Consider the following 23,113-nt stretch of genomic DNA (forward strand, 5'->3'; position numbering starts at 1 on the left):
TTGATTCTTTATTTTTTGGCTATTAAGTTAGTTTCTCATGACAAAAAGGTTTCTCGCAGAACTCCTTTTTTCTGTCCTACCACGTGGATGATCATTTCTGATTTTCCAAATAAGATCGAACGGTTTTGCGTGAACTTTTCTGCTTCATCCATTTTCACATAAATTGAACCAAACATCTGGCGGATTTCTAATCGGGCCATCCAATGACGAGATAATAAGGGAGAATAATGAGGAAAAGAAAGAATAAAACTGCATTTCCAGGCGAGTGCAAAAGAAGCTATCATGACACCCCTTCTTTCCTTTATTATATTGGAATTTAGAAAGAATTTACGTTTATGTTTCCATTTGTAGGAAAAAATCCATAAATTTCCTTTCGAATATAAAAACTCTTTTTCGCAGAAACTACATCGTAAAAGGAGGAGCTAAACTATGAACAAAGAACGCGCGAAAGAAATATTCCACTCGGAGGAAATGATTGATGTTACTCATGAGGACCGGCCCGTATATATTGAGGAAGTTATTGAAAGAAATGAAACGGCACGCATTCACCCGGTAGATCAGCCGAATGTTTACCAGGAAGTGCCCCTGCATGAATTAAAGGAGCCTCAAAAATAAGCCTCAAGCCCATTGAATGTACCAATGGGCTTTTTCTTTTGGCCCACTTTTTTCCTGAGTTAACTAAGTAGTAAAAAGCGTCCCATTTAGAGCTTTCACATATCTCGCCGCTGACTTTTGCACCGACTGCTGTGCATTTTCTTTTACAATACGGTGAAAAGCGTTGTACAGCCGATCAAAATTCAGCTCTTTTACTTTATCAGCAATCTCTTGAACCTTTGAAGCAGGCAGAGGGATAAGATTAGGATAGCTGTACATAAAACTCATCCATTGACGGTCAGCCACAACTTGAATGATATCCCCTGTCAAAAGTATTCCCTTGCCGTCATTTCCTAAGGTCCATTCCAGAACGGACCCGCCTTTAAAATGACCGCCTAAGCGATGTAACGTAATACCGTTATGTAATGCCTTAGATTCACCAGACCAGAATATAATTTTGTCGCTCGGTCTCATCACCCATTCTTGATCATCTTCATGGACATAAATTGGCACATGAAATGTTTCCGCCCATTCGACTTGAGTCGAATAATAATGAGGGTGTGATAAAGCAATGGCATTGAGCCCGCCAAGTGCTTCGATTTCTCTCATGGTTTCTTCATCAATATAACTAATACAATCCCATAAAACATTAAAGCCATCTGATTGAATGATGTAAGCGGTTTGCCCTATCCCAAAACTTGGGATCGTTTTTAAGCTGTAGAGGCCGTCTTCTTCTAAAGACATAACATTTTTATAGTCCTCATTTTTCATTATATCCAGCGTCGTCCATGTTTGTCCCGTCGGGCTGACGTACTGTCTTTCCTCAGAACAAACGAAGCAATACTGTGGTTCGTTAATAGTTTCTTCATATTGAACTCCGCATGTTTCACAAATATAACGCTTCAACTTAAAAATCCCCTCTATTTTAGAATTTTCGATTCTATTATATCAGTAAATTGTTTCCAATAATTAAACAAGCGATTACCAGCTTGGGTAATCGCTTGTTTTCTTCCTACTTGCTATATACTTTTTCGCCGCAGGACCACGTTTCTTGGATGCGTATATCTTTCAGCTGATAACCTTCTACCTGCCGCGGGTGGTCTGACAGTAAGACAAAATCAGCCTGATAGCCTTCCTCGAGCTTCCCTTTCTCAGCCTCCTGAAACTCGAGCTGGGCCGGTGTTTCTGTATAGGCCTGGTATATAGCATCAATACTTAGTTTTTCCTCTGGAATCCATCCGCCTTTAGGCTCTCCATTAAAATCTGTCCGATTAACGGCAGCAAACATTTCAGTAATCGGCGACAGCTGTCCTATCGGGCAGTCCGAGCTGCAGGTAAAAGGAATTCCCATTTTATACACTGTGTTCCATGGATTGCAGTATTTCTCACGTTCTTCCCCTACCCACTCTGCTGTCTGCGGATATTCTCCCATCATAAATCCGGGCTGAATTTCTAAATATGGTTTAACTTCAGCCAGTTTTTCCAGTAAATCAGGAGCGAGCACCTGGGCATGGATAATGCGGTGGCGCAGTTTGTTAGAACCTGCTTTTTCAATGGCGCTGATCGCTGTTTCAACAGCTCTGTCGCCAATCGCGTGCATGGCTGCCTGCAAGTTATGGTTATCTGCGAGTGCGATAATTTCATCCAGCTCTTCCTGTGAATAGTTTAACACCCCATCCGTCTTTGGCCGATCGTGATAAGGGGCTCTTAGCGCTGACGTGTGAAGTCGCTGGGTTCCATCAAGAAAGATCTTAATCGCTCCCATTTTCACACGGTCTGTTCCATCTCCTGTTTGTTTATTATATCTGCTTATAAAATTTTTTAAATCTTCAATATTAAAAATGTAATGATGCAGGTGGACGTCTGCATCCATTTTCCCTTCTTCTTCAAGTTCAATATAAGCATTCCAAAGCGTTTCAAATGAACCGACGTAGTTTAAGTCATCTGTGTGGGCAGAAGTGATCCCGTTTTCTGCTAAATCACGGACTCCTTCTTTAACTGCCTCTTTTACTTCTTCTTTCGACTTTTGCCTGAAATGAAACTTTATAAAATGGACGATCGTATCTTTAAAGCGTCCTGACCAGTTGCCATCCTCGTCTCTTTCAATAAATTCTTCCGGAAACTGGCTTAAATCATCCTTCTCTCTGATGATTTTCATCGCTTCTTCGTTAACGACGCATTCATGACCGTCTTCATGAAGGAAAAAAGCAGGCTTTTTATAATTAAGTTCTTCGATATCTTTCGCATTTAATAAGTGATCGATATCGTCAAAGCCGTCATCGGATAAGCCTCGGCCGACGATCCATTCATTTTCTTCCATTACTTTTTGGTTATAGTGATCTTTAACAACTTCCTTCATTTCTTTCCAGGATGTAACTTCTCGTAAATCCAGCTCCTTATCCATTAATCCGAACCTGAGGAGATGCATGTGGGAGTCATTAAACGAAGGGGCGAGCGCAGCTTCTCTTGAATCGATTACTTCGCCATCATTTCCTTGATAAAGACCTTGGTTGATTTCTTTAAACTTTCCATTTTCCACAATGACATGATAAATATCCCCCTGATCCTGCTTATCAAAAGGGCGGAACAGCTTTACATTATTGATTACTTTCATCCTTTACCTCCTCGATCATTTCTCCTGGTAAAATCATTCCCTTATTATCTTTCAATAAACAAAAAGAGCAAGCCCCCTTATAAGGGGGCTTGCTCTAAATTATTTATCTTAAGAATACGTGGTCTCCGATTACCGTTGTTACTTCTTTATTCTCCAGATAGCTGCTTTGCGCTTTGTCTGGATTATAGAAATAAAGAGATTCATTGTCATACCCCTGGTAAGCAAGGGCTTCATTTACGGCACGCTTCGATTCATCACCAGCTGGATTATTAATTGATCCATTTAGGACCGGTGAGAATTGAATACCATCATAGATAACTCCTTTAACAGTATCAGGGTAAATATCGCTTTCTACACGGTTAAGAACAACCGTAGCTACTGCGACTTTACCAGCATAGCTTTCTCCTTTAGCCTCAGCTTCAACAAGACGAGCGAGGAGATCTTTTTCCGATTCGCTTAAAACTGCTGGAAGTTTCAACTGCTCCCCTGGGTAAATCATAGCGTCAGTTTTATCATTCATGGCCTGTACTTGCTTTGCAGGTAAGCCATATTTCATAGCAATATTATAAATGGATTCGCCTTCTTGGACGGTATGCGTGTTCGCATGGGCAGAGCTCTGCATTGGAAATGAAAAAGCAAGAGCGCAGAAAGCTGCCATTCCAGCCATCCATACTTTCTTAAACACTTTTAATCTACCTCCTAGATTTTGATCTATTATAAACTAACATAGGAGGCAAATTTTTTTCAAAATTAATTATTTCCAGTGTTTCCAACGTTTCATAACATCAGAGTTATCGAATTTCCTGAAGGATCATTTATTAAAAAGCCTCCGTCTTCCTCTTCTGCCTGGTACCCCAAGTCATACAGCTGCTTCATCGCAGTGTTTCTCGCCTTTTCATCAGGGAATACGAGAGAGAAAGATTTTAAACCTGCGCTGTCTTCGGACGGAGCCGGTGCCCCTTTCCCTGCCCACGTATTTAATCCGATATGGTGATGATAATTCCCAGTCGATATAAACAGCGCCTGATCGCCGAGTCGGCTGACGACTTGAAAACCGAGTGCTCTGTAAAAGCCTTCTGTATCTGTAAATTCCGATACATGGAGGTGAATATGACCGATAACCGTTGTTTCAGGCAGACCTTCCCAAGCTGTATCGCCGGCAAGACTGAGCAGTTCCTTAGTATTTAATGGATCAACCGCCATTTTCACTTCGGATTTTATCCAGTTCCATTCACTTGATCGCCTGTCCGCATATACCTCTATTCCATTTCCATCGGGATCTTCCAAATAGAGGGCTTCACTCACTAAGTGGTCGGAAGAGCCCAGTCGAATATTGAGCTGAATAAGATGTTTAAGAATTTTTGCTAACTCGAAACGATCAGGAAGTAAAATGGCGAAATGATAAAGTCCTGTCGTACGGTCCTGTTTTGGTTTTATACGAACAGGCTGTACAATAGTTAAAAGCGCTGTTTTACCGTCTGATGAAAGCACTGCTTTCCTTTCAGACTGCTGGATAACCTGAAAGCCGATGACTTCTTTATAAAACGTAAGCGAGCGTGAAAGATCCTGTACTTTCAATTCAACATGGCCGACGAATGTGGTTGGCGCCTGAAAAAACTGCTTTTCCATAGCTTATTCCTCCTATAAAAGGAAATATATAGTTACTTTATGTAAGTAACTATATATTTGTAACTTCTAAATGTCAATCATTGTGTTCTATAAAGCTACTAACCTAATAAAATTACTATACGAGGTGTTATGAACTAGTAATAAAGCGAGGGGAAACCATGTATAAGTTATATTGCAGAACGTATCAGTTCACTTTTAAAATAGCTTCTCAGTTGTCGCCGCTACGAGCGCCGGCACTATTAGAAGGAAATAACAGCTTAAAAGAACTTCCAAAGGTGATGAAAGACAAGGGAATCGAGAGCATTCTCATCGTTACGGATAAGGGTATCCGTGCCCTTGGGTTGATGGATGACTTTATTAAAGGCTTGGAAACCGAACAAATAAGCTGTGTCATTTATGATAAAACAGTGGCAAATCCTACAATTGAAAATATTGAAGAAGCGCTGATGGTCTATCATGCCCATCATTGCAAGGGAATTATTGCTTTTGGCGGCGGGTCTTCAATTGATTGCGCTAAAGCGGTAGGTGCCCGCGTCGCCCGTCCCGATAAAAGCATTCCCCAATTGAGAGGCGAACTCAAAATTAGAAAAAAGATTCCTTTTCTGGCAGCTGTCCCGACTACATCAGGTACAGGAAGCGAAGCGACCCTTGCTGCTGTTATTACAAACAGCGAAACGCACGAAAAATATGCGATTAATGATCCCGTTCTTGTTCCCGACTATGCCGTCCTTGACCCCTTGCTTACGGTTAACCTTCCCCCTCAGTATACAGCTTCAACGGGGATGGATGCACTTACCCATGCTGTCGAAGCTTACATAGGCAGAAGCAACACGAAAGAGACAGAGCAATACAGCAGGGAAGCAGTCAAACTTATTTTTGAAAACCTTTATGAAGCTTACTCAAACGGCTCAAATTTGAAAGCACGGGAGAATATGCATAGAGCCTCACACCTGGCCGGAATGGCTTTTACTAGAGCGTATGTAGGATATGTTCATGCAATCGCCCACACGCTTGGAGGTTTTTACTCCGTGCCCCATGGATTAGCCAATGCCATCATATTACCTTATGTTCTAAGATATTACGGTGAAGCCATTCACCAGCCGCTCGCTGACCTGGCTGATGCAGCAGGAATTAGTGAACCTGAGGAAACAATGAAACAAAAAGCTGTAAAGTTCATTAGAGCTATTGAAGAGCTGAACGAAAATATGAATATTGCAAGGAAGGTAAGTGAAATACAGGATAGGGATATTCCTTTAATGGTAGAAAGGGCATTCAAAGAAGCCAACCCGCTATATCCCGTGCCGAAGATCTTATCCAAACAAGACCTCAAAATGCTCTATCATATGATTAAAGAATAGTTGGTACCAGGTACCCAGAGAAAAAAGAAAAAAAGTTTTTAGTACCAGGTACCGGTTTTCTCATTATGCGTACCAGGTACCGGCCTCCCCCTCGATGAAAAAAGGTTCCATTTCGGAACCTTTTTTCATTCGTAAATATCGTCTGCGTGCTCATATCTCATTTTTTCTGACTGAATTTTTCCGTTGTCCTCGTGTTTATTTACTCTTCTCGTTTTCTCGTTCTGTTGGTTCACTGACTTTTCTTCTGCTCTGCCGCTTCGCTGAAACTCTTCATTTGCTGGCATTTTCCTTCCCTCCTGACTAAATGGAATAAATGTTAGTTTCTCCAAATACTCAGTTCCCATGTAGATCTTTCTCTTTTGCTGGTAAAGAATTTATATAATTGTTCTTTCACTTGTTTGAGGTGCCAAACCATGAGTTAATAAAGGTGTCGGACCGATAGAATTATGCGAAAGGAGGCTGATTCTTTTGATCAAAGCATATGAGGTGGTTTCTGCGTAAAGCGGAAATCACAAAAACAGGAGGCCGCAATTGTGCGGCCTCTTTTAACTATTGGGAATTGTCTATAATTGAATTGTTCGCTTATACTATTAAATAAGCGTAATTGTCAAAAAATTATGTAAACACCTCCTAATTTGCAAGACTTCTGCACAAAAAACGAGCTTGCAAGTAAAAGTTAATAAACCAAATGAAAGGAGTTTTTAATAATGAAAAACACAAAAAGACATTTACAAGGACTCGTATACCCTATGAAGGAGGACGTCCATTGCAATATAAAAACGGAAAAGAGGTGTTCCCCCCTCGTTTGCTGAATGAGCTGCAAAACTATATTCAAGGCGAGCTCATTTATATTCCCAAAAAAGGTGATCAGCGAGCAGGCTGGGGAGAAATGAACGGATCCCGCCAGTTACTATCACAAAGGAATGAGGAAATCTTCCAAAATTATCAGGAAGGCTGGTCCTTTGATGAGTTAGAGCAAAAGTACAATTTATCTGTTGAAAGCATCCGCAAAATTATATATAAAACACGCGAAAGAAAAACCTGAAGAAATGCCTTATAATTGATTCGCCTTAATACACCTCACTGGACGAGCTTCGTAATCACACAGCCTTTCCAAGGCTCTATAACTTAAACCGAACGAAAAAAATGCGGAACTCAAAAAAACGTCCAAAGAACCCCTCTTTGGACGTTTTTACTATACCTTAAATTACCTTATTATTAGTTCAACACACTGATTTTAGAAGCTGCCTGCTTCACCTGTTCGCTTGCAGCATCCACACTTTCTCCTTTACTAAGCACAACAGCCATACGTCGACCTATTGTTGCAGAAGGCTTCCCAAACAGGCGCACTTGAGTGTCGAGGACAGTCAAAGCATCTTCAACTCCGGAAATTTGATATTCCTTGCATTCAATCGTTGCTTTAACCGCGTGACTTGCTCCTGGTGAAACAAGCTGGACATCTTCTAACGGAAGGCCTAAAATCGCCCGCACATGAAGGGCAAATTCCGATAGGTCTTGTGTGACCAGTGTAACCATCCCCGTATCATGCGGCCGCGGAGACACTTCGCTAAAATAGACTCCTTCTGAAGTAATGAAAAGTTCTACTCCGAAAACACCATAACCGCCGATCTCATCGGTAACTTTTTTTGCAATTTCCTCCGCCTCTCTTATCTGTTCCTCACTCATCGCATGCGGCTGCCAAGATTGAATGTAATCACCGTCCTGCTGAAGATGGCCGATCGGAGGACAGTAAAACGTCCCTGTAGAAGAGCGGACCGTTAATAGTGTGATTTCCGAATCAAAATGAATAAATTCCTCAACAATCACTCGAGTGCTTTTACCTCGTCCACTGTTGATGGCTTCCTGCCAGGAATCCTCGATATCCGCTTCTGTACGACATACGCTTTGTCCTTTTCCAGAGGAACTCATAATCGGTTTGATGACACATGGAGTACCAATGGCGATAACCGCTTCTTTTAACTCCTCTAAAGAGTTGGCAAACTCATATTTGGCTGTTGGAAGTTGTAGTTTTTCACTTGCCAGCCGTCGTATACCTTCGCGATCCATCGTCAACTGGGTTGCGTAAGCTGTGGGTATGACATTATAGCCCTCCTGTTCCAGCTCCAGAAGCGTTGCTGTCGCAATGGCTTCTATTTCAGGGACAATAAAATCAGGTTTCTCCTGTTCGATCACCGTACGCAGTTGTTTGCCGTCAAGCATGTCAATCACACGAAAACGATGAGCCACCTGCATAGCTGGTGCACCTTCATATCGATCGACTGCAATTGTTTCTATACCTAGCCGCTGCGCCTCAATCACTACTTCTTTCCCTAACTCTCCGGATCCTAACAGCATCAATTTCTTTGCATCGTTTTGGTTCGGTGCTCCATACATGTAAAATCCCCCAGAATGTTTTGATTTACAGCTATTCTAACGTTATTTACCAGTTTGTATCAAGGGTTTTTGGGTTAATTAACGAACATTCTTGATTAAATTCAAAATAATATTCATGTTTACTCATCTTCATTATCCATTGTAATAACGAACGTCAGTTATCGAAAAGTAAGGGTATTGTACAGCTGTCACATAAGATAAGGAAATCATTATCATGAGGCAGCATATAAAGACCATATCAAACTTAGATAAACCTAATCGATAGAAATAGGTCCGGTTTACATCATTAGAAAAACCCTTAGCTTCCATGGCTACTGCAATTCGATAAGCTCTTCTTATACTCTGCGAAAGAAGGGGAATGGAATAGGTTTTAAGTTTTTTGTAAAATCCTTTTACGCCTTTTTCAGCTTGAACACCTCGTACTTTTAATGCATAATGCAATGTTTGCATCTCCTCAATCATCAAAGGAATCAGCCTAATGGCTGCCATGAAGCTATAGGCATATTTCGGCTTCAACTTTAATTGCTGCATTAAGGAATAAAATAGATATACAGGTCTAGTGGTTAATGCAAAAATAACTCCTAAAGCAGCAAAAACTATCCCACGAAAGCCTAAATGTAACCCTCTAAAAAAACTCTCTTCGGTAATATGCACCAATCCCCATTTGAACCATGTGATTTCCCCTTTTCCAAAGAAAATCATAGATGTACAAGATGTAAGAAATATTAAGACAAATGGGATCGAAATAACTGCTAGACGTTTCCATGGATGACCCGTAAAAAACGTATAGAGGAGAAGCGTTCCTATCATATAATTGATGAGGAAGTTTGGATTATGAATCATCAACAGATGAATAAACAAGAGTACAATGATGATTAATTTCAGGCTCGGATTTATTTTGTGAAGCCATGTTTCTTTGTAAGAAAAGTCAATTGGCATATCTTATCTCCCCTATAAAATAAAAGCTGGTGAACGTTGTTCCATATAATCAGATGAAGGAGATTCCTTTACGAGTCTCCCTCCTTCTACTTCCCAGACTTTGGTTGCGAAGTGTTTCGCAATATTCAAGTCATGCGTAACCATAATGATCGTTGCTCCCAGAGCCCTCAACTTTTCAAGCTGCTCTAAAATTGCAAATGTGTTTTTCGCATCTTGTCCAAAGGTGGGTTCATCCAAAAGTATGATCGGCTGCTCTTTCACAATCGAAGCAGCGACACTCAGTCTTCGTTTTTGTCCGATAGATAATTGATAAGGATGCGTATGTCTATGCTTATGCAAATGATAGATTTCAAGCAGATGATTCACTCGCAGAAAAATTTGTTCTTCTCCCCAATTTTCTAAATGAAGCGTGAAGGCTGCTTCCTCATACACAGAGTTAGTAACAAATTGAAATTCGGGATTTTGAAATACTAAAGTTATATAATCAGCTAAATTTTTGATCTGCTCATACTCTTGTTCAAGAACACGATAAGATCCTTTAACTTTAATCAAGTTCATGAGAGCAAGCAGCAGCGTACTTTTACCTGCTCCGTTCTCACCAAGTACTGTTATCCATTCCCCCGGATGAGCATTTGCCTGTTTCACCCGGAGTGTTTCAACTTTTCCCCTATACGCTGAAAAGTCGGACAAATGAACAGATGATTTTTCTCTGTTTATATTTACTGGCGGAATATCCATACGTTTTGCTTGAATGTATTCACCCCAAACATCAGGGTACCAGATCCCTTGTTCGATAAGAGTGTTTTTATGCTTGTCAAAAACCTCTTGTTTCGATCCGTCGGCAATGATGTTCCCACTCTCACCCAGAAGAATCACACGATCAACAAAGTCGACAATCTGTTCAATTTTATGTTCCACAATCACGACGGTTTTATCTTCTCCAACTTTCTTAATCGTGTCCCAAACATGCTTAGTACCATGTGGATCAAGCATCGCAGTAGGCTCGTCTAAAAATAACACCTCAGGTTCTAGAGCAAGAACTGAAGCGATTGCCAATCTCTGCTTCATTCCCCCGGATAGTGTTTGTATCTTCGTGTGGATATCATCAAATTCTAATCCAACTTTCCGTAAATAATGCTCAATGTAAATTTCCATTTCTCCTCGAGGGACCTGAAGATTCTCAAGAACAAACGCAATTTCCTCATCTACATAGGGCATACAAAACTGTGAATCAGGATCTTGAAATAAAAATCCCCAGGAATCTGGAATGATAAGGTCGTCTGCTTTCATAGGTACTTCTACACTATGAGGGATGAGTCCCGTCAAGACTTGTAAAAGTGTTGACTTCCCTGATCCTGATGGTCCAAGTAGTAATACCTTTTCTCCTTTATTCAAAGAAAGAGAAAAATCCTCAAATAACAAGGGTTCCACTCCTGGAAATTTCAACCGCATGTTTGTCATACCAGCAATACTCTTCATACAAAACCTCCTGCTATCCCAAAGCCTTATAGTCTTCTTTAGAAGCCGGCCTCACAAGATTTGTGACTCCTGTTTTTTCTAATGATTGAACGATGAGAAAAGCGAAAATACCCGAAATGATGATGGCTCCTACTATTCTAGCTCCAACCAGGATGAGCAGATTCCAAAGTGCCAAGTCACCTATATAACCGTAGTAGAAATCAATACCAATAGACGCAAACGCAGCTGCTACACCTGCTAAGGACGCAGTGAACATATCGTATCTCTTATAGCGGAAAGCTGCGAAAATCAGTTCAGCAGCCAGACCTTGTCCTAACCCGAATATAAGCGTCGATATACCCCATTCACCGCCAAAAATAAATTCACCTTGCGCGGCAGCAACTTCCGCCAATAAAGCAACCCCGGGCTTTCGTATGATCAAATAAGCAACCACTGCTGCAATGAACCACATTCCATAAATGAGCTGCTCCAATTGTAATCCTAATGTGGAAACCACTCCATATAGCGGTCCCCATAGTTTATAGATCACACCAAATATCAATGCAACAATGATGGTTACTAAAATATCTGTTAACTTCAATCCCTTTTTCATTTTCTCAGGTCTCCCTTTCCATTGAATGACTTAAACTAAAAACGCTTTTAAAAAAACAACTTTCCCTCCTCCCGTAAGAAAAGCGGCTGATATTGGAAACGTATCTTTTTCGCAACTCCACTTCCCTGCGATGGTATGAGCCAAATCAGGTTCTAAGGGTCTTAAAGCCTACCTTTAACCTCGACCTTTCGTCAGTAAATAAAAAAGCACAGTACCGCTCATCCATTTACATAAAGGTACCCCTGGAAAAACTTTTTAAATTATCAATCTAGACCCGCCCCCTGTAATAGACCGATAGATTTCAGCTGTTTAATACGTCCGATCCTTCCATCCACATTTTCTTCTTGTCAGCCATCTCCCAAAACAAATATTCCAGTTTACCTGTATGAAGGAAGATCTCCTCTAAATGTGCTTTTTCTCGTTCTGGTTTATCGTCGGCAAGTTGGTTCATAAGGTTTTTCATATCTTCAGCTAGAGTCGTAAATTCATCTGATGCGTACATCTTGATCCAATCCCCGTAGAATTCATGTTCACTTGCTCCCTCTTTTTGATTCAATGCTAAGCCTATTTCACTGTAGCTCCATGCACAGGCAAGTACACAGGCGACAACCTCAGCTTCCGATCCCTGCTGGGACTTATTCAGCATGTAGCTTGTATAAGCAAGAAGCGTTGCCGAAGGTTTTGTATTTTCTAGTTCTTCTCTTCTGATCCCTATTCTTTCTGCATATTTTCGGTGAAGCTCCATTTCTTCGTTTAAGGTAGAATGCATCAAATCCGCGAACAGAGTCATCGTTTCTAAACGAGACGCTTTCACGCATCCTATTGCAAACACACGACAATAGTCGATTAAATATAAATAATCTTGTTCCATAAAAAACTTAAATTTATCAATCTCTAAGCTTCCATCACCAATCCCTTTGACAAAAGGGTGTTCGAGGTACTGATCCCATATAGGCTTAGCCCTTTCATAGAGCCGATCTGTAAACATTACACATCATCCTTCCTTTTTGAATTCTAAAAACCAGTCATATAAAAAAGCAGTCATCGTTTTTGTGAACTGTAGAAGCTGCTCTCTATCAAGCGACTCATTCACAGCATGAGCTTGTTCAAGTGTGCCAGGGCCATATAAGACAGTCGGGATGTCGGCCTCTGCTAACCATCCCCCATCTGTAACGGTAGGAGACATCGAATAGTCTACTGGTGTGTCGTGAACAAGTTGATGCGCACCAGCTAACTTTTGAACCCCTGAGTGACTGGGGTCCACGGAAAAGGCGGGGAATATTTCCCCTTGGTCTTCAATCATGGATTTCCCGCCCCACGAAAATTGAGGAGGGTAAACCTTTAACCAAGGATCAGCCTTTGCTGCATAATTGATATGTTCTTCGATGTCATTGATTACATCCTCATAATGTTCTTCAGGATAGTAATGCACCGTAATCCACAACTTGCAGCGATCTGCTATGAAAGCCGCATGCCTGCCGCCTTCAATGACAGCTGGATTGATCGTATTTGAGCCAGGGGGAAAGCCAGGACTCGATTTAGTTATGGCCCATTGCCGTTCCAGTTCTTGTAAGGCATTTATGATTTTCATCATTTTCTCTATCGCGCTGGCACCATGCAGACCGCCGCCAGCGTGTATCATGGAACGTCTGCAGGCATCATGGAAGGTTTGAGGACTCTCGATCGTTATCCAGCCGGTAATCACACCACCCTGACCTTGAATCTTACAATCACTTGTATCCACTACTAAAGCTAAGTCAGCACGATACCCTTTTTCACAGCAGGACTTCGTACCCGCTTCTCCAACCTCCTCACCGACCACTGATTGGAAATATAGATTTCCACTAGGTTCTATCCCAGCTTCATACAGCACTTTCATGGCAAACAGGACCCCCGCTATTCCGCCTTTCATATCAGCTACCCCACGCCCGAATACTTTATCTTCCGTTACTGTACATACAAATGGATCATAATCCCAACTTTCATTCTCCCCTATAGCTGCTACATCTAAATGGCCGTTAATGATAAGACTTGATTGATTCTCTTGCTGCCCCTTCCTCGTACCAACCACCACAGGGTCTCCTGGATACAGATCCCAGGAATCAATAGTAAAATCTAGTTCTTTCAGTTGATGGGCAACATATTTTTGAACTTTCTTTGAATTTCGAGCCGGCGGACTTGCTGTTGGATGGGCTACTAAATCTGTCAATAGCGTTAGAATTTCATGTTCCCTTTCTTCCACTTCATTCAGTAATTGGGATAACTTTATATCCATTTGATTACCTGCTCCTCTCCACAGCAAAAAAACTCGCCCCTATAGAAAAGGAGCGAGTTTTTATGTGAAAATAAAGATTATTCGAAATGAGACCACTCGCTTCACTTCCCTACGCTAGTATGACCTAGATCAGGTTATAAGGGTCAAAGCTTCGATGCTTCTCTCAGCCGATTCACGGCTCCCCTAGTGAAGTACACATATATTTTTGTTAATCATAATTAGAACACAATAACTTGGAAATAACAAGTGTACCTGGTACTCAATACTTTTTTTCTTTTTTCTCTGTGTACCTGGTACCCTTTACACCCACTACATATTTTCAAGCATTTTTTCAATCACGTGGCTGGAGTTTTTAGCGGCTTCTTCGACGAAGTTTTCCTGAATTTCTGAAGCTTCTTCTCCTGCGTCATCTGATGCCGAGCGGATCACGACGTAAGGAATTTGGTTTAAGTAAGCGGTCTGGCCTACAGCCGCGCCTTCCATTTCTACCACATAAGCGTCAAATGTGTCGTAGATCCATTCGGTTTTTTCTTCACTTGCGATAAACTGATCACCCGTAGCAATACGTCCTTCGAATACATCGACATAATCAGGCAGTCCTTTCGTGCCTTCTAATGCTAAATCGGCAAGCTCTTCATCTGCTTTAAAAAATCTTACATCCATATATGGAATCTGGCCTGGCTTATAGCCTTTTGCGGTTTCATCCATATCGTGGTGAACGGTTTCTGTGGAAACGACGATATCGCCCAGCCCTAGATCAGGATGAATGCCTCCGGCTACTCCAGAGTTAATTAATAAATCGGCTCCAAAGTCACTGATCAGCATTTGAGCTGCTACTGTCGCATTAACTTTTCCGATACCGGATTGAACGAGGACAATCGACTGTCCGTGGAGTTTCCCCTCGTAAAAGGTCAGCTCGCCTTTTTCTGTAGTTTCTTCAATATCCATAGCCTCTCGCAGAATATCAATTTCCACTTCCATTGGACCGATAATCCCGACGGTTTCAGTTTCTTCTTCTTTTGCCTTGGATTCTTTTGATTCTTCTGCAGAACTTTCTGAGGATTGCTGGCTGCATCCTGTAATGATGAAAGCTGTCAAAAGTAAGAATGCGATGTTTTTCATAAAGTTACGAACGTCCATTTGTTCCACTCCTCTGTTGTAATAAATAGTAAATAACGAACATTTTTATATATTTTATAAATAATGTACGTTTTTCATTTTACACAACTCAGTAATATATGCAACCATAGATTTTAAATTTGTTTTATACGAACGTTCCAATATCAAAAAACGCAAAAATCCCGGGCCTCTTATCAGAGAATCCCGGGATTTTAGTTTTGGGGCTGAGTGCTCCAAAAAATATGGACGAAGCCGGCAAGCAATGCAGCGTCCATCTCATGGTTGATGTCGATATGGATTTTATGAAACCATAGGCCCTTTATTATTGTTGTCCCTTTTTTATTGATCAGGCCTGTCTTTTTCCAAGTACTTTCTATAAGAAGCGGTGAATGGTCAGACAGGTGCACGAGCAGTTTATGCTTCTTTCCTGCCTGCATTTCAACTGAACCGATCGGCATGTCTTTTTGAAAAACTGTCCACTTTTTCTGCAGGTCCGTTTTTTGCTGAATCGTATATGTTTGTTTCGTTACTTCACTTACTACCTCAAGACTGACCTCCTGTTCATCATTTAAATCAGGAAGGGTTTGAAAAAATCGGTTCATCCAGCCAATAACGTACTTTCCTTTATGTATCGCAATCCCATCGGTGATGTGTCCCAGTTTGGCTGGAGAGTATGTTATTTTCATGACATCTCATGCCTCCATTACACAAAATCAGGTAGTTTTATCATAATCTATTTTTACTATAACAATCAACGCCATAATAAAAGCTCCATCTGCTAATTTGCAGATAGAGCTTCCCTCTATTTCTTTCTCTTATTAATGTATTGAATTGCCTGTTTTACGGTGCCGAGTGTGTGCATATCGGAAAGGTCTTTCCCAATTTGGACAGCTTTTCTGGCGAGTTCAGGGCGGATTCCTGTAAAAATCGGATGAATGCCAAGCAGCCTAATGATGTCATGAATGTTAAACAAAAAGCTGACCATTAGTTCGTCTAATTTATATACTCCCGAGAAATCAATGATTAGGTAGTCCAGGTCCTCATCTTTTAACTTCAAAGGAATCGTGTCTAACAGCTGATCGACGCGGTCATCGCTTAACCTGCCGCCCAGCGGAATAATTGAGACTCCATCTGAAACTGGTACGATCGCTGTAGAGATTTCGTAAATTTCATTGCGGATTTCCAGCAATTCACTCGCCCGCATCTTATTTTCGGTAATGTCTCTTATCACCGTCTGAATAGCAGGCTGATTTCCGAATAAGACAGGAATACAGGTTAGTTCAACGTCCACTAAATGTCCATCCACGCGAATCAGTGTCAGCTCAACCCTCTCAGCCATCCGGCCCTGGGACATAATTTCGCTGATTCGGTTTGTTACTAAAGTAACATCCTCTTCTTTGATCATAGAACAAACATTTTGACCGATCAGCATTTCCTTCTTTGCCCCTAAGAATTCTTCTCCAGCCTGGTTGACATATAAAATGGCGTGATCTGAATGGATAATGGTAGCATCAAATGAATATTCAATAACCTGCTTATACATCTCCTTTCTTGCACTAACTGTAAGGGTGTTGTCTAATCCTTCCATCTGTATCTCTCCTCAGTGAAGGCAGCTGTAAATTCATTATCATGTTAATTATTCGCTGCAGCTGTTCCTTTTCCTTCTTTTATTTTTTAAATTTTTCCAAATCGTTTTTTCCGTTCATTTGGCGGATTGAACAATCGGAGGCAAAGAGATAGAATATTATACCAAATTAGGAGGGATAAAATGGAAAGCAGTTTAATTCAATCAGATGACTTATGGTTACTATGGGCATTTCTTGCCGGATGGGCAGCTTTCAGCATTTATTTAGAGCAGCATTACAAGTGGGCGTCGAAAGTTTCTGGAGCTATTATTGCCCTTGTCGGAGCGATGCTGCTGTCAAATCTGAACATCATTCCTTTGCAATCCGCCGCTTATGATGCGGTCTGGAATTATGTCGTTCCTTTAGCAATTCCCCTGCTCTTATTCCAAGCCAATATTAAAAAGATCTGGAATGAAAGCGGACGTCTGCTGATTCTGTTCTTATTAAGTGCAGCCGGGACCGTGGCGGGGGCGATCATCGGCTTCTTTTTATTAAAAGATTATGTTCCGGGCTTAGAGAAAGTGGGGGCGATGATGACAGGATCTTATATTGGGGGCGGCGTAAACTTCGCTGCTTTATCTACCAAGTTTGAGGCACCTGGCGAGCTCGTTTCTTCAGCGGTGGTGGCAGATAACTTAATGATGGCTCTTTACTTTTTCGTCCTCATTGCTATACCTGCGATTAATTTTATTACAAGCCGCTTTAGAACACCGTACATAGATGAAAGACTGCAGAATAAAGAAAATACGAGTGAAACTGAAGCGGCTTGCTACTGGGGAAGAAAAGAAATGTCACTGCAGGATATTGCACTTGCCGTTGGAACGGCGTTTGCTTTAGTCGCTGTATCGTTTCAGTTAGCGGGATGGCTTAACGAATGGCTTCCTTCAGGAGACGGCGTTTCTGTGCTGTTTAACGTCTTACACGGCATCTTCGGTGATAATTATTTAATGCTGACCACATTGACGATGACGGCTGTTACGGTGTTCCCTAAATATTTTGAAAGCATCCGCGGTTCTCAGGAAATCGGGACGTACTTAATCTATATCTTTTTTGTAGTAATCGGTATCCCTGCTTCAATTCCGTTAATCCTGCAGAATGCTCCCTTACTGCTGGTCTTCGTCTTCTTGATTGTCGCAGCTAATATGCTCGTTTCCTTTATCTTAGGAAAGATCTTCAACTTCAGCTTAGAAGAAGTGATCCTTGCGTCTAATGCAAACATCGGAGGGCCGACGACAGCTGCAGCTATGGCGATTGCCCGAGGCTGGACAAAGCTGATTGTGCCAATATTATTAGTCGGTACTCTCGGCTATATAATCGGCAACTATATAGGAACAGGTATAGGCGTCTGGTTTAGCAGGTTTTAACGGTTCGATCCCTTTCGATAAAGAAGGGGAAAACTGGTCGCCTACTTAAAAGCGTTCCCCCCGACGCCCTTTGCACAACCCTTCGAAACCGTTGGCCGACTGCTGCATAAGGTTTCTCTGCAAGCTGTAAAAAAAGCTCAGAGGCAACCTCTGAGCTTTTTTAAAAATACTTATTTAATTTTTTCCACCTAGTTTATTTTGGGGATAAACAGCCATACGTATAAGCCAGACATTCAAAACCGGATTTCTCTAAAATCGGACGGCTCATTTCTAGAGAGTCCACGGTAAGGAAACGATATCCTTCTTCATTTGCTTTTTGAGCCCTGGCGGCCAGCAGGGACGTATAGTACCCTTTCCTGCGATAATCCGGGCGAGTCGCTCCTCCCCATAGGCTGGCAAATGAAGAGTTCGCTTCAAAGTACATCCATGCGGCGCTTACAAGCTTATCATCTTCATAGATGCCGTAGATATGAAGGCATTCCGGGTTGTTTCGCTTATCACTCCACAGCCGCTTCCCTAGTTCAGCGTGAGAATTCCCCCACGTATCATTTAGCAGGCTGACAACATCCGCGATTTCTTTCTCAGTTGTGATTTCAACAAGTTTTCCTGACATTTCTTTTTGAAGCAGTTCACTGTCTTCCTTTAACTCATGTATCATCAGCGCTTCTTCTTCTCCACGCTCAAAACCTTCTTCAACTAACAAATCGACTAAATTGTCCGGCTGGTCATAGCTATGTACCTTCCACTCAAAACGCTGACCAAGCTTTTCAAAATAGCGGACTTCTCCTTCAATAATTTCCTTGGCATTCTCAGGTGTAAAATTAGAAAACAGAATAAATCCTTCGTCATTCATCAGTGAGACGTGCCTGACGACATAGTCGGTCAGTTCCCTTCTGTATCCATTCGTTTGAGCATTTACTCTCAGTTCTTCATTGTAAAGCTGTAATATTTCTTCCCTCTTCACTTTTCTTCTCTCCTCTTTATATAGAAAACCGCTTTTATTCGGTTTCATTCATTATAATTGTATCCACGACATTCTTAATAACCTTAATTACTACCAGCTAAACCTGATTTTACAATTTAATTTTTATCATCCCAATTTTTTTATCATAAAACTCACCATAAAAAAAACTGACCGGTGCCGGTCAGTTTTCATTATCTTCTTTAACAACAGAGAATTTGTAATCCTCAAACCAGTGATTCATTTTTTTGATATGGTGTGCAAACTGCTCTGCTTCTTCAAACGTTGGAAAAGTTACCTCTTTCTTATCTACCGCAAACTCTATAGGAACATTACTGCTGTTCATCGCAATAATTTTATAGCACACTTTATCGACCCGTCCTTTATTGTTGTTCAACACCCCCGCTTGAAGACGATTAAAATGAAAAGCTCAAAAAGGAAAGATCCTTTTTAAGCTTACGCCTTCCAGCCGTCTTCTTTTTAGACCGGCATTTTGCTTTATTTTGGTTTTAAGATGAGAACAATATAGCTTTTGTCGAGCTCAAAATCCCAATCTACGAACACATCCTGAACGTGGATTCCTAGAATCTCCCCGAATATTTCCTGGTTCAGCAGACTTTTCTCAAGATTCCTTTTTGTCAGCCTTAACTGCTCGGCAAACCCGGATTTAATCAGCTCTTTTTCAATACGAACGAGAATGCCTTCGCGAACGATTAATAATGTACGCTCATTTAAATAAATGGAATCCACAAATTCGGGAACCTTCTCCGCAATTTCGCTAACTCGAACGACTTCCTTAAGAACCGCCTCTTTATTAGGGGCATCGGCTGAAGCTAACACTTCGTGAGAATCCGTATTCTCACTTTTAAACTTACCGATAATAATCCCGGAACGATTAGGAAGTGACCAGTCATAATAGAGATTTTGAACTTCCATATCGGTTTTGATACTAAAGGCCGCTTTTATATCAGGCAGCAGCTCTCTCATTAAGAGATCACGGGTTTCTTCCACCTTCATATAATTTTTCTGACCTACCAGCACACGTTCCATGGGAGCTAAGAAATCACTCAGATAAATAGTGAAATAAGGCTGTCGCAGGGACACATAGACAGAGGAGGGCCCTTTGCCAAAGTTATCACGAAATAGTTTGCCTATATAACTCGCTATTTCCGCTTGAATGGATTTATTCTCCATAACATACATCCTTTAAGAATCCGTATTTAAATCTAACGTCTTCTTTAGATTCCACTAATCCGTCGATTTTAAACAGTAACCCTGCTTATACGCGGGCTTTACATAAATCCTCACACATTATAGCGTGAGCGATGCAGATGGAAACCATCTCTTCGATCCCCTCTGTTTTCATATTGCGTAAAGCTTTCGCACACTGACGGCACACATCCGCACAAGCCTGGCATATCTCCTCCTCAATCGGTGAGCCTTGATCTATAGTTTCTTTAGCGTGTTGATATGCGGCCATGCTTTTCTTCGTTAATTGCATACTGGATAATAAGTGTAGAGACTCGATATAAGTAAGTTTAATATTTTGATCCATCGTTCAGAGATCCTCCTATATTTTCCCAATAAAAAAAGCCAAAAAAGGGTAAATTCTTAACCTTTTTTGGCTTATGTCCAGCTCTATTTGTCCAGTCCACTTCCACCAATATCTATTAAATTATAATCATTCCGGGTTAAAATCGATAAGGGAAAAAGTACTTTCGCCTTTTTCCTATATAGTATTTTAACGTTTATCTTTCATAATTTAAAGGCTTTTTTGTTATTTTTAAAAATGATTTAAGGAATATCGGTGGAAAGCCGGGAAATCCCTTTAATGCAAAACTATCGCACGCTTTCTTTCGTGAGGAGAAACTTTCTGATATCCATTAATAACCCCCAGTCACTCCAGTGCACATAATGGCCGCCGCGTACGGGTCTGTAAGTTATAGGGAGGTTTTCTTTCTTAAGCTGATTGATGTGAATCGCTGTTCTCTTTTGTTCCTCCTCTTCCATTCCTTCAAAAGTTCCGTAAGCGAGTAATGTTGGAACTTGAAGCTTTCGAATGAGCGGCCTCATTTTTAAATTATAGAAACCAAACATTAAATTTAAAGCAGACACCGAAAAATCTGCCTGATGCTCATAGGCATGGCGAACAAACGGGTCTTCTTTAATCCCGACTTTTTCACAAAAAGCTGACAGTTTCTCGTCCACGTCTCCAGGACGCTCCTGATTCTCAAAAAGAGGCGCAGCCCACTTAAGAGATGACTGTCCTAAAAGCCGGGCTCCTATATTTAGAAAAGGGAATGCATACGCGAAGCCTTCAAACTCGGTGGTCGGGATACGCGGGAACGGTTTATGGCCCTGATCGAGGAGAACGAGCCTGTTTACTTTTTCCGGAAAATGAGCTGTGAAAGACAAGGCGACAGCCCCACCAAGAGAGTGGCCGATGACGTCTGTTTTCTCAAGCTGCTGCTGCTCGACATACTCATTGACCCACTCAGCCAGCCTCTGATCCGTCCAGCGTTTATCAATTCCCGCACTTCGTCCATATCCCGGGAGATCGAGCAAGTGCGTTTCCAATCGGTCTTCAAGATATTTTGCAATATTTAAGCCTTCACTTCCGGTAAAACCGGCAGCAGGGAGAAACAAAACGGGCGGACCTGTTCCTATTTTATCTACATAATAGTCGTAGAGTATCTCCTCGGACATTAAACCACCTCCGCATTAAAATAAAACTGAGGAAAAGATCACATATGCAATCGTAAATAAGATAAGAAGCGAAGAAAAGGCAGCATAAAATAAGAGCGTGGGTTTTGGATCTTGAGGTGTTAAATCCTGAACATAGTGAGAAAAACCGAGAAGAAGTCCGCCTAATATTGTCAGGAGGCCAAACAATATGTGGGCAGCAGCCCCGAGAACTATCCCGCTGATGAATAATATAATAGCAATCGTCTGATTAAATAATATGCGAAGTATCATGAGCTTTTCTCTTCCTTACCTTTTAATTCTTATTTGATTAATTGTTTGTACCGAAGGGAAGGATAATCCTCTTTTTCCTTAGTGCGGTTACCTTCTCTTCTTTTACAAACGCAACATCACTGGCTTCCCTCAACATGACGAGGGGCTGCTTTTGTTACTGAGACCACGATTTACCTCCCCCTCTGTTACATTGTTTACCAGCCAAACTGCCGCATTTACTGGCGAACCAGGCAGCACGCTCAACACCTCAATCCTTCATTTCTACCACATACGAGGTGAGTTCTTTTATTTTGCCATCCTTAAACTTGTTAAATTTATAGACATCACAAAATTCAAAGGCCGTCCGTTCACCGTCTTCTTTCGTCAAATGAATCGTTCCATTTACCGCTGCTGTTACACCATGAGTGATGATATTGGAGAAAGAGAGTTCATGATGAAGATCGCTATTCATCGACTCAAGAGCTTCTTTTACGTTATCTTTACCTTCAATCGTTGTCTCTCCTGCCATCCTCCATACGATGTTATCGGTTACATTTTCTAAAATAAAATCCGTATCACCTGTGCCAAACGCTTCATTAAACCTTTTCAAAAGATCTTCTTTTTGGCTCATTTGTCGATCGTCCCCTCTCATGGCTGGTTTATATTAATTTTAGCATAATTCAATCTTCCTATCCCCGAAAAAAAGCTGCCTTCTTTTAGAGAAGACAGTACATTTTTATTTCGCTTGTACAGGAATCCAGATTTCACTATGGAACTTATCGGATTTTATGTCATCATCTGCATTCCAGAGAATTTCCGGTCCTTTCACATGCTCATAGCTCGATGTTGGAAACCATTCTGAGTAAATCCGGCCCCACACATTCTGCAGAGTTTCCGGATACGGTCCAATCGATTCAAAAACGGCCCATGTCAAAGCGGGCACTTCCAAATCTTCAAATTTTTCCGGTGTTTCATTCGTTGTGGCAGCAGCCAAATAGTAATCAAGCTCGCCTTTTTGAGAACGGTCTTCGGAAAAATTGGTGCAGACGCTCAATAATCCTTTTGGCTCCACATTGGACAATGCCGTAATTTCTTTGATCGTGTCGATCCCGGCTTCCTTCCACAGGCCAGCGATTTCCGGGTTTTCTCCTTCATAAATAAGGGGCACTCTTTTTTTCAGCCCGGCAATTTTAAAAAAAGCCCGGACCCTTTAGT

At 41.4% G+C, this 23,113-nt stretch carries 26 protein-coding genes, 1 pseudogene and 2 riboswitches; of the genes and pseudogenes, 4 read left to right on the forward strand and 23 right to left on the reverse strand.

The genetic code is table 11. The features are described 5' to 3' along the window. Nucleotides 1-35: 35 nt before the first annotated feature. Nucleotides 36-284 carry a hypothetical protein gene (locus HUS26_RS08830; RefSeq protein ID WP_173916810.1) on the reverse strand — a complete coding sequence of 83 codons (249 nt, stop codon included), beginning with the start codon at nucleotides 282-284 and terminating at the stop codon, nucleotides 36-38. Nucleotides 285-429: 145 nt separating this feature from the next. Between HUS26_RS08830 and HUS26_RS08835 the strand changes: the two genes are divergently transcribed. Further along, complete coding sequence (locus tag HUS26_RS08835) at nucleotides 430-615, forward strand: H-type small acid-soluble spore protein (RefSeq protein WP_173916811.1); 186 nt, start codon at nucleotides 430-432, stop codon at nucleotides 613-615. 63 nt (nucleotides 616-678) lie between these two features. On the opposite strand, the gene HUS26_RS08840 is transcribed toward HUS26_RS08835, so the two are convergent. The 4 genes from HUS26_RS08840 to HUS26_RS08855 all read right to left on the reverse strand — a co-directional run bounded on the left by HUS26_RS08840 (nucleotide 679) and on the right by HUS26_RS08855 (nucleotide 4,837). Beyond that, a complete protein-coding gene (locus HUS26_RS08840; protein WP_173916812.1) occupies nucleotides 679-1,500 on the reverse strand; it encodes a hypothetical protein in 822 nt (273 codons plus the stop codon). Nucleotides 1,501-1,606: 106 nt separating this feature from the next. Then, nucleotides 1,607-3,208, reverse strand: coding sequence for an amidohydrolase (locus HUS26_RS08845; RefSeq protein WP_173916813.1), 1,602 nt, complete (start codon nucleotides 3,206-3,208; stop codon nucleotides 1,607-1,609). A gap of 103 nt (nucleotides 3,209-3,311) precedes the next feature. Beyond that, nucleotides 3,312-3,893, reverse strand: coding sequence for a cell wall hydrolase (locus tag HUS26_RS08850; protein ID WP_254434156.1), 582 nt, complete (start codon nucleotides 3,891-3,893; stop codon nucleotides 3,312-3,314). Nucleotides 3,894-3,985: 92 nt separating this feature from the next. Then, nucleotides 3,986-4,837, reverse strand: coding sequence for a VOC family protein (locus HUS26_RS08855; RefSeq protein WP_173916814.1), 852 nt, complete (start codon nucleotides 4,835-4,837; stop codon nucleotides 3,986-3,988). A gap of 158 nt (nucleotides 4,838-4,995) precedes the next feature. Between HUS26_RS08855 and HUS26_RS08860 the strand changes: the two genes are divergently transcribed. Then, entirely contained in the window at nucleotides 4,996-6,195 is a 1,200-nt protein-coding gene (locus HUS26_RS08860; protein ID WP_173916815.1) for an iron-containing alcohol dehydrogenase, read from the forward strand. 125 nt (nucleotides 6,196-6,320) lie between these two features. Here the strand turns inward: HUS26_RS08860 and HUS26_RS08865 are convergent, their stop codons facing one another. After that, complete coding sequence (locus HUS26_RS08865; RefSeq protein WP_173916816.1) at nucleotides 6,321-6,479, reverse strand: hypothetical protein; 159 nt, start codon at nucleotides 6,477-6,479, stop codon at nucleotides 6,321-6,323. Between the two features lie 482 nt (nucleotides 6,480-6,961). Between HUS26_RS08865 and HUS26_RS08870 the strand changes: the two genes are divergently transcribed. Then, nucleotides 6,962-7,240 carry a CD3324 family protein gene (locus HUS26_RS08870; protein WP_173916817.1) on the forward strand — a complete coding sequence of 93 codons (279 nt, stop codon included), beginning with the start codon at nucleotides 6,962-6,964 and terminating at the stop codon, nucleotides 7,238-7,240. Between the two features lie 173 nt (nucleotides 7,241-7,413). Here HUS26_RS08870 and purT read toward each other — a convergent pair whose 3' ends face one another. The 9 genes from purT to HUS26_RS08915 form a co-directional block, all read right to left on the reverse strand. Then, complete coding sequence (purT, locus tag HUS26_RS08875; RefSeq protein WP_173916818.1) at nucleotides 7,414-8,589, reverse strand: formate-dependent phosphoribosylglycinamide formyltransferase; 1,176 nt, start codon at nucleotides 8,587-8,589, stop codon at nucleotides 7,414-7,416. A gap of 132 nt (nucleotides 8,590-8,721) precedes the next feature. After that, entirely contained in the window at nucleotides 8,722-9,528 is an 807-nt protein-coding gene (locus HUS26_RS08880) for an energy-coupling factor transporter transmembrane protein EcfT (protein WP_173916819.1), read from the reverse strand. 12 nt (nucleotides 9,529-9,540) lie between these two features. Further along, the gene (locus HUS26_RS08885) at nucleotides 9,541-11,007 is read right to left on the reverse strand and encodes an ABC transporter ATP-binding protein (protein WP_173916820.1); all 1,467 of its coding nucleotides are present in this window, start codon (nucleotides 11,005-11,007) and stop codon (nucleotides 9,541-9,543) included. A gap of 13 nt (nucleotides 11,008-11,020) precedes the next feature. After that, a complete protein-coding gene (locus HUS26_RS08890; protein WP_173916821.1) occupies nucleotides 11,021-11,599 on the reverse strand; it encodes an ECF transporter S component in 579 nt (192 codons plus the stop codon). A gap of 105 nt (nucleotides 11,600-11,704) precedes the next feature. After that, nucleotides 11,705-11,853: riboswitch (TPP riboswitch) on the reverse strand. A gap of 47 nt (nucleotides 11,854-11,900) precedes the next feature. Further along, entirely contained in the window at nucleotides 11,901-12,587 is a 687-nt protein-coding gene (tenA, locus tag HUS26_RS08895) for a thiaminase II (RefSeq protein WP_173916822.1), read from the reverse strand. A gap of 6 nt (nucleotides 12,588-12,593) precedes the next feature. Beyond that, nucleotides 12,594-13,874, reverse strand: a complete 1,281-nt coding sequence (locus tag HUS26_RS08900) for an acetylornithine deacetylase (protein WP_173916823.1) — start codon at nucleotides 13,872-13,874, stop codon at nucleotides 12,594-12,596. A gap of 89 nt (nucleotides 13,875-13,963) precedes the next feature. Beyond that, a riboswitch (TPP riboswitch) is annotated at nucleotides 13,964-14,069 on the reverse strand. Between the two features lie 114 nt (nucleotides 14,070-14,183). Next, complete coding sequence (locus HUS26_RS08905; RefSeq protein ID WP_254434157.1) at nucleotides 14,184-15,014, reverse strand: 5'-methylthioadenosine/adenosylhomocysteine nucleosidase; 831 nt, start codon at nucleotides 15,012-15,014, stop codon at nucleotides 14,184-14,186. Nucleotides 15,015-15,205: 191 nt separating this feature from the next. Further along, complete coding sequence (locus tag HUS26_RS08910; protein ID WP_173916824.1) at nucleotides 15,206-15,679, reverse strand: hypothetical protein; 474 nt, start codon at nucleotides 15,677-15,679, stop codon at nucleotides 15,206-15,208. A gap of 116 nt (nucleotides 15,680-15,795) precedes the next feature. Further along, nucleotides 15,796-16,581 (reverse strand): PAS domain S-box protein, encoded by a 786-nt coding sequence (locus HUS26_RS08915; RefSeq protein WP_173916825.1) that lies wholly within the window; start codon nucleotides 16,579-16,581, stop codon nucleotides 15,796-15,798. 180 nt (nucleotides 16,582-16,761) lie between these two features. On the opposite strand from HUS26_RS08915, the gene HUS26_RS08920 reads away from it, so the two are divergent. Further along, complete coding sequence (locus tag HUS26_RS08920; RefSeq protein WP_173916826.1) at nucleotides 16,762-17,982, forward strand: DUF819 domain-containing protein; 1,221 nt, start codon at nucleotides 16,762-16,764, stop codon at nucleotides 17,980-17,982. Nucleotides 17,983-18,175: 193 nt separating this feature from the next. Here the strand turns inward: HUS26_RS08920 and HUS26_RS08925 are convergent, their stop codons facing one another. The 8 genes and pseudogenes from HUS26_RS08925 to HUS26_RS08960 all read right to left on the reverse strand — a co-directional run. Beyond that, nucleotides 18,176-18,946: a GNAT family N-acetyltransferase gene (locus tag HUS26_RS08925; protein ID WP_173916827.1), complete on the reverse strand. Its 771-nt coding sequence runs from the start codon at nucleotides 18,944-18,946 to the stop codon at nucleotides 18,176-18,178. Between the two features lie 181 nt (nucleotides 18,947-19,127). Then, nucleotides 19,128-19,310: a hypothetical protein gene (locus tag HUS26_RS08930; RefSeq protein WP_173916828.1), complete on the reverse strand. Its 183-nt coding sequence runs from the start codon at nucleotides 19,308-19,310 to the stop codon at nucleotides 19,128-19,130. 131 nt (nucleotides 19,311-19,441) lie between these two features. After that, nucleotides 19,442-20,137, reverse strand: coding sequence for a Na-translocating system protein MpsC family protein (locus HUS26_RS08935; RefSeq protein ID WP_173916829.1), 696 nt, complete (start codon nucleotides 20,135-20,137; stop codon nucleotides 19,442-19,444). Between the two features lie 85 nt (nucleotides 20,138-20,222). Next, entirely contained in the window at nucleotides 20,223-20,498 is a 276-nt protein-coding gene (locus HUS26_RS08940) for a hypothetical protein (RefSeq protein WP_173916830.1), read from the reverse strand. A gap of 284 nt (nucleotides 20,499-20,782) precedes the next feature. After that, nucleotides 20,783-21,649: an alpha/beta hydrolase gene (locus tag HUS26_RS08945; protein ID WP_173916831.1), complete on the reverse strand. Its 867-nt coding sequence runs from the start codon at nucleotides 21,647-21,649 to the stop codon at nucleotides 20,783-20,785. A 15-nt stretch (nucleotides 21,650-21,664) separates the two neighbouring features. Continuing rightward, nucleotides 21,665-21,919, reverse strand: coding sequence for a hypothetical protein (locus HUS26_RS08950; protein WP_173916832.1), 255 nt, complete (start codon nucleotides 21,917-21,919; stop codon nucleotides 21,665-21,667). A 247-nt stretch (nucleotides 21,920-22,166) separates the two neighbouring features. Then, complete coding sequence (locus HUS26_RS08955; protein WP_173916833.1) at nucleotides 22,167-22,529, reverse strand: nuclear transport factor 2 family protein; 363 nt, start codon at nucleotides 22,527-22,529, stop codon at nucleotides 22,167-22,169. A gap of 105 nt (nucleotides 22,530-22,634) precedes the next feature. Next, nucleotides 22,635-23,093, reverse strand: a pseudogene (locus HUS26_RS08960) (GyrI-like domain-containing protein); the annotation flags it as partial. Between the last annotated feature and the right edge of the window lie 20 nt (nucleotides 23,094-23,113).

The organism is Halobacillus sp. Marseille-Q1614, from assembly GCF_902809865.1.
Taxonomy (GTDB): Bacteria; Bacillota; Bacilli; order Bacillales; family Halobacillaceae; genus Halobacillus_A.

Bases quoted from the DNA above. Each gene is read 5' to 3' on its own strand.
- HUS26_RS08935 (WP_173916829.1), bottom strand. From the start codon at position 20,137: ATGGAGAATAAATCCATTCAAGCGGAAATAGCGAGTTATATAGGCAAA.
- HUS26_RS08950 (WP_173916832.1), bottom strand. From the start codon at position 21,919: ATGATACTTCGCATATTATTTAATCAGACGATTGCTATTATATTATTC.
- HUS26_RS08905 (WP_254434157.1), bottom strand. From the start codon at position 15,014: ATGGACGTTCGTAACTTTATGAAAAACATCGCATTCTTACTTTTGACA.
- HUS26_RS08860 (WP_173916815.1), top strand. From the start codon at position 4,996: ATGTATAAGTTATATTGCAGAACGTATCAGTTCACTTTTAAAATAGCT.
- HUS26_RS08915 (WP_173916825.1), bottom strand. From the start codon at position 16,581: ATGGAAGGATTAGACAACACCCTTACAGTTAGTGCAAGAAAGGAGATG.
- HUS26_RS08865 (WP_173916816.1), bottom strand. From the start codon at position 6,479: ATGCCAGCAAATGAAGAGTTTCAGCGAAGCGGCAGAGCAGAAGAAAAG.
- HUS26_RS08910 (WP_173916824.1), bottom strand. From the start codon at position 15,679: ATGAAAATAACATACTCTCCAGCCAAACTGGGACACATCACCGATGGG.
- HUS26_RS08855 (WP_173916814.1), bottom strand. From the start codon at position 4,837: ATGGAAAAGCAGTTTTTTCAGGCGCCAACCACATTCGTCGGCCATGTT.
- HUS26_RS08955 (WP_173916833.1), bottom strand. From the start codon at position 22,529: ATGAGCCAAAAAGAAGATCTTTTGAAAAGGTTTAATGAAGCGTTTGGC.
- HUS26_RS08845 (WP_173916813.1), bottom strand. From the start codon at position 3,208: ATGAAAGTAATCAATAATGTAAAGCTGTTCCGCCCTTTTGATAAGCAG.
- HUS26_RS08890 (WP_173916821.1), bottom strand. From the start codon at position 11,599: ATGAAAAAGGGATTGAAGTTAACAGATATTTTAGTAACCATCATTGTT.
- tenA (WP_173916822.1), bottom strand. From the start codon at position 12,587: ATGTTTACAGATCGGCTCTATGAAAGGGCTAAGCCTATATGGGATCAG.
- HUS26_RS08945 (WP_173916831.1), bottom strand. From the start codon at position 21,649: ATGTCCGAGGAGATACTCTACGACTATTATGTAGATAAAATAGGAACA.
- HUS26_RS08880 (WP_173916819.1), bottom strand. From the start codon at position 9,528: ATGCCAATTGACTTTTCTTACAAAGAAACATGGCTTCACAAAATAAAT.
- HUS26_RS08830 (WP_173916810.1), bottom strand. From the start codon at position 284: ATGATAGCTTCTTTTGCACTCGCCTGGAAATGCAGTTTTATTCTTTCT.
- purT (WP_173916818.1), bottom strand. From the start codon at position 8,589: ATGTATGGAGCACCGAACCAAAACGATGCAAAGAAATTGATGCTGTTA.
- HUS26_RS08835 (WP_173916811.1), top strand. From the start codon at position 430: ATGAACAAAGAACGCGCGAAAGAAATATTCCACTCGGAGGAAATGATT.
- HUS26_RS08885 (WP_173916820.1), bottom strand. From the start codon at position 11,007: ATGAAGAGTATTGCTGGTATGACAAACATGCGGTTGAAATTTCCAGGA.
- HUS26_RS08920 (WP_173916826.1), top strand. From the start codon at position 16,762: ATGGAAAGCAGTTTAATTCAATCAGATGACTTATGGTTACTATGGGCA.
- HUS26_RS08940 (WP_173916830.1), bottom strand. From the start codon at position 20,498: ATGGATCAAAATATTAAACTTACTTATATCGAGTCTCTACACTTATTA.
- HUS26_RS08900 (WP_173916823.1), bottom strand. From the start codon at position 13,874: ATGGATATAAAGTTATCCCAATTACTGAATGAAGTGGAAGAAAGGGAA.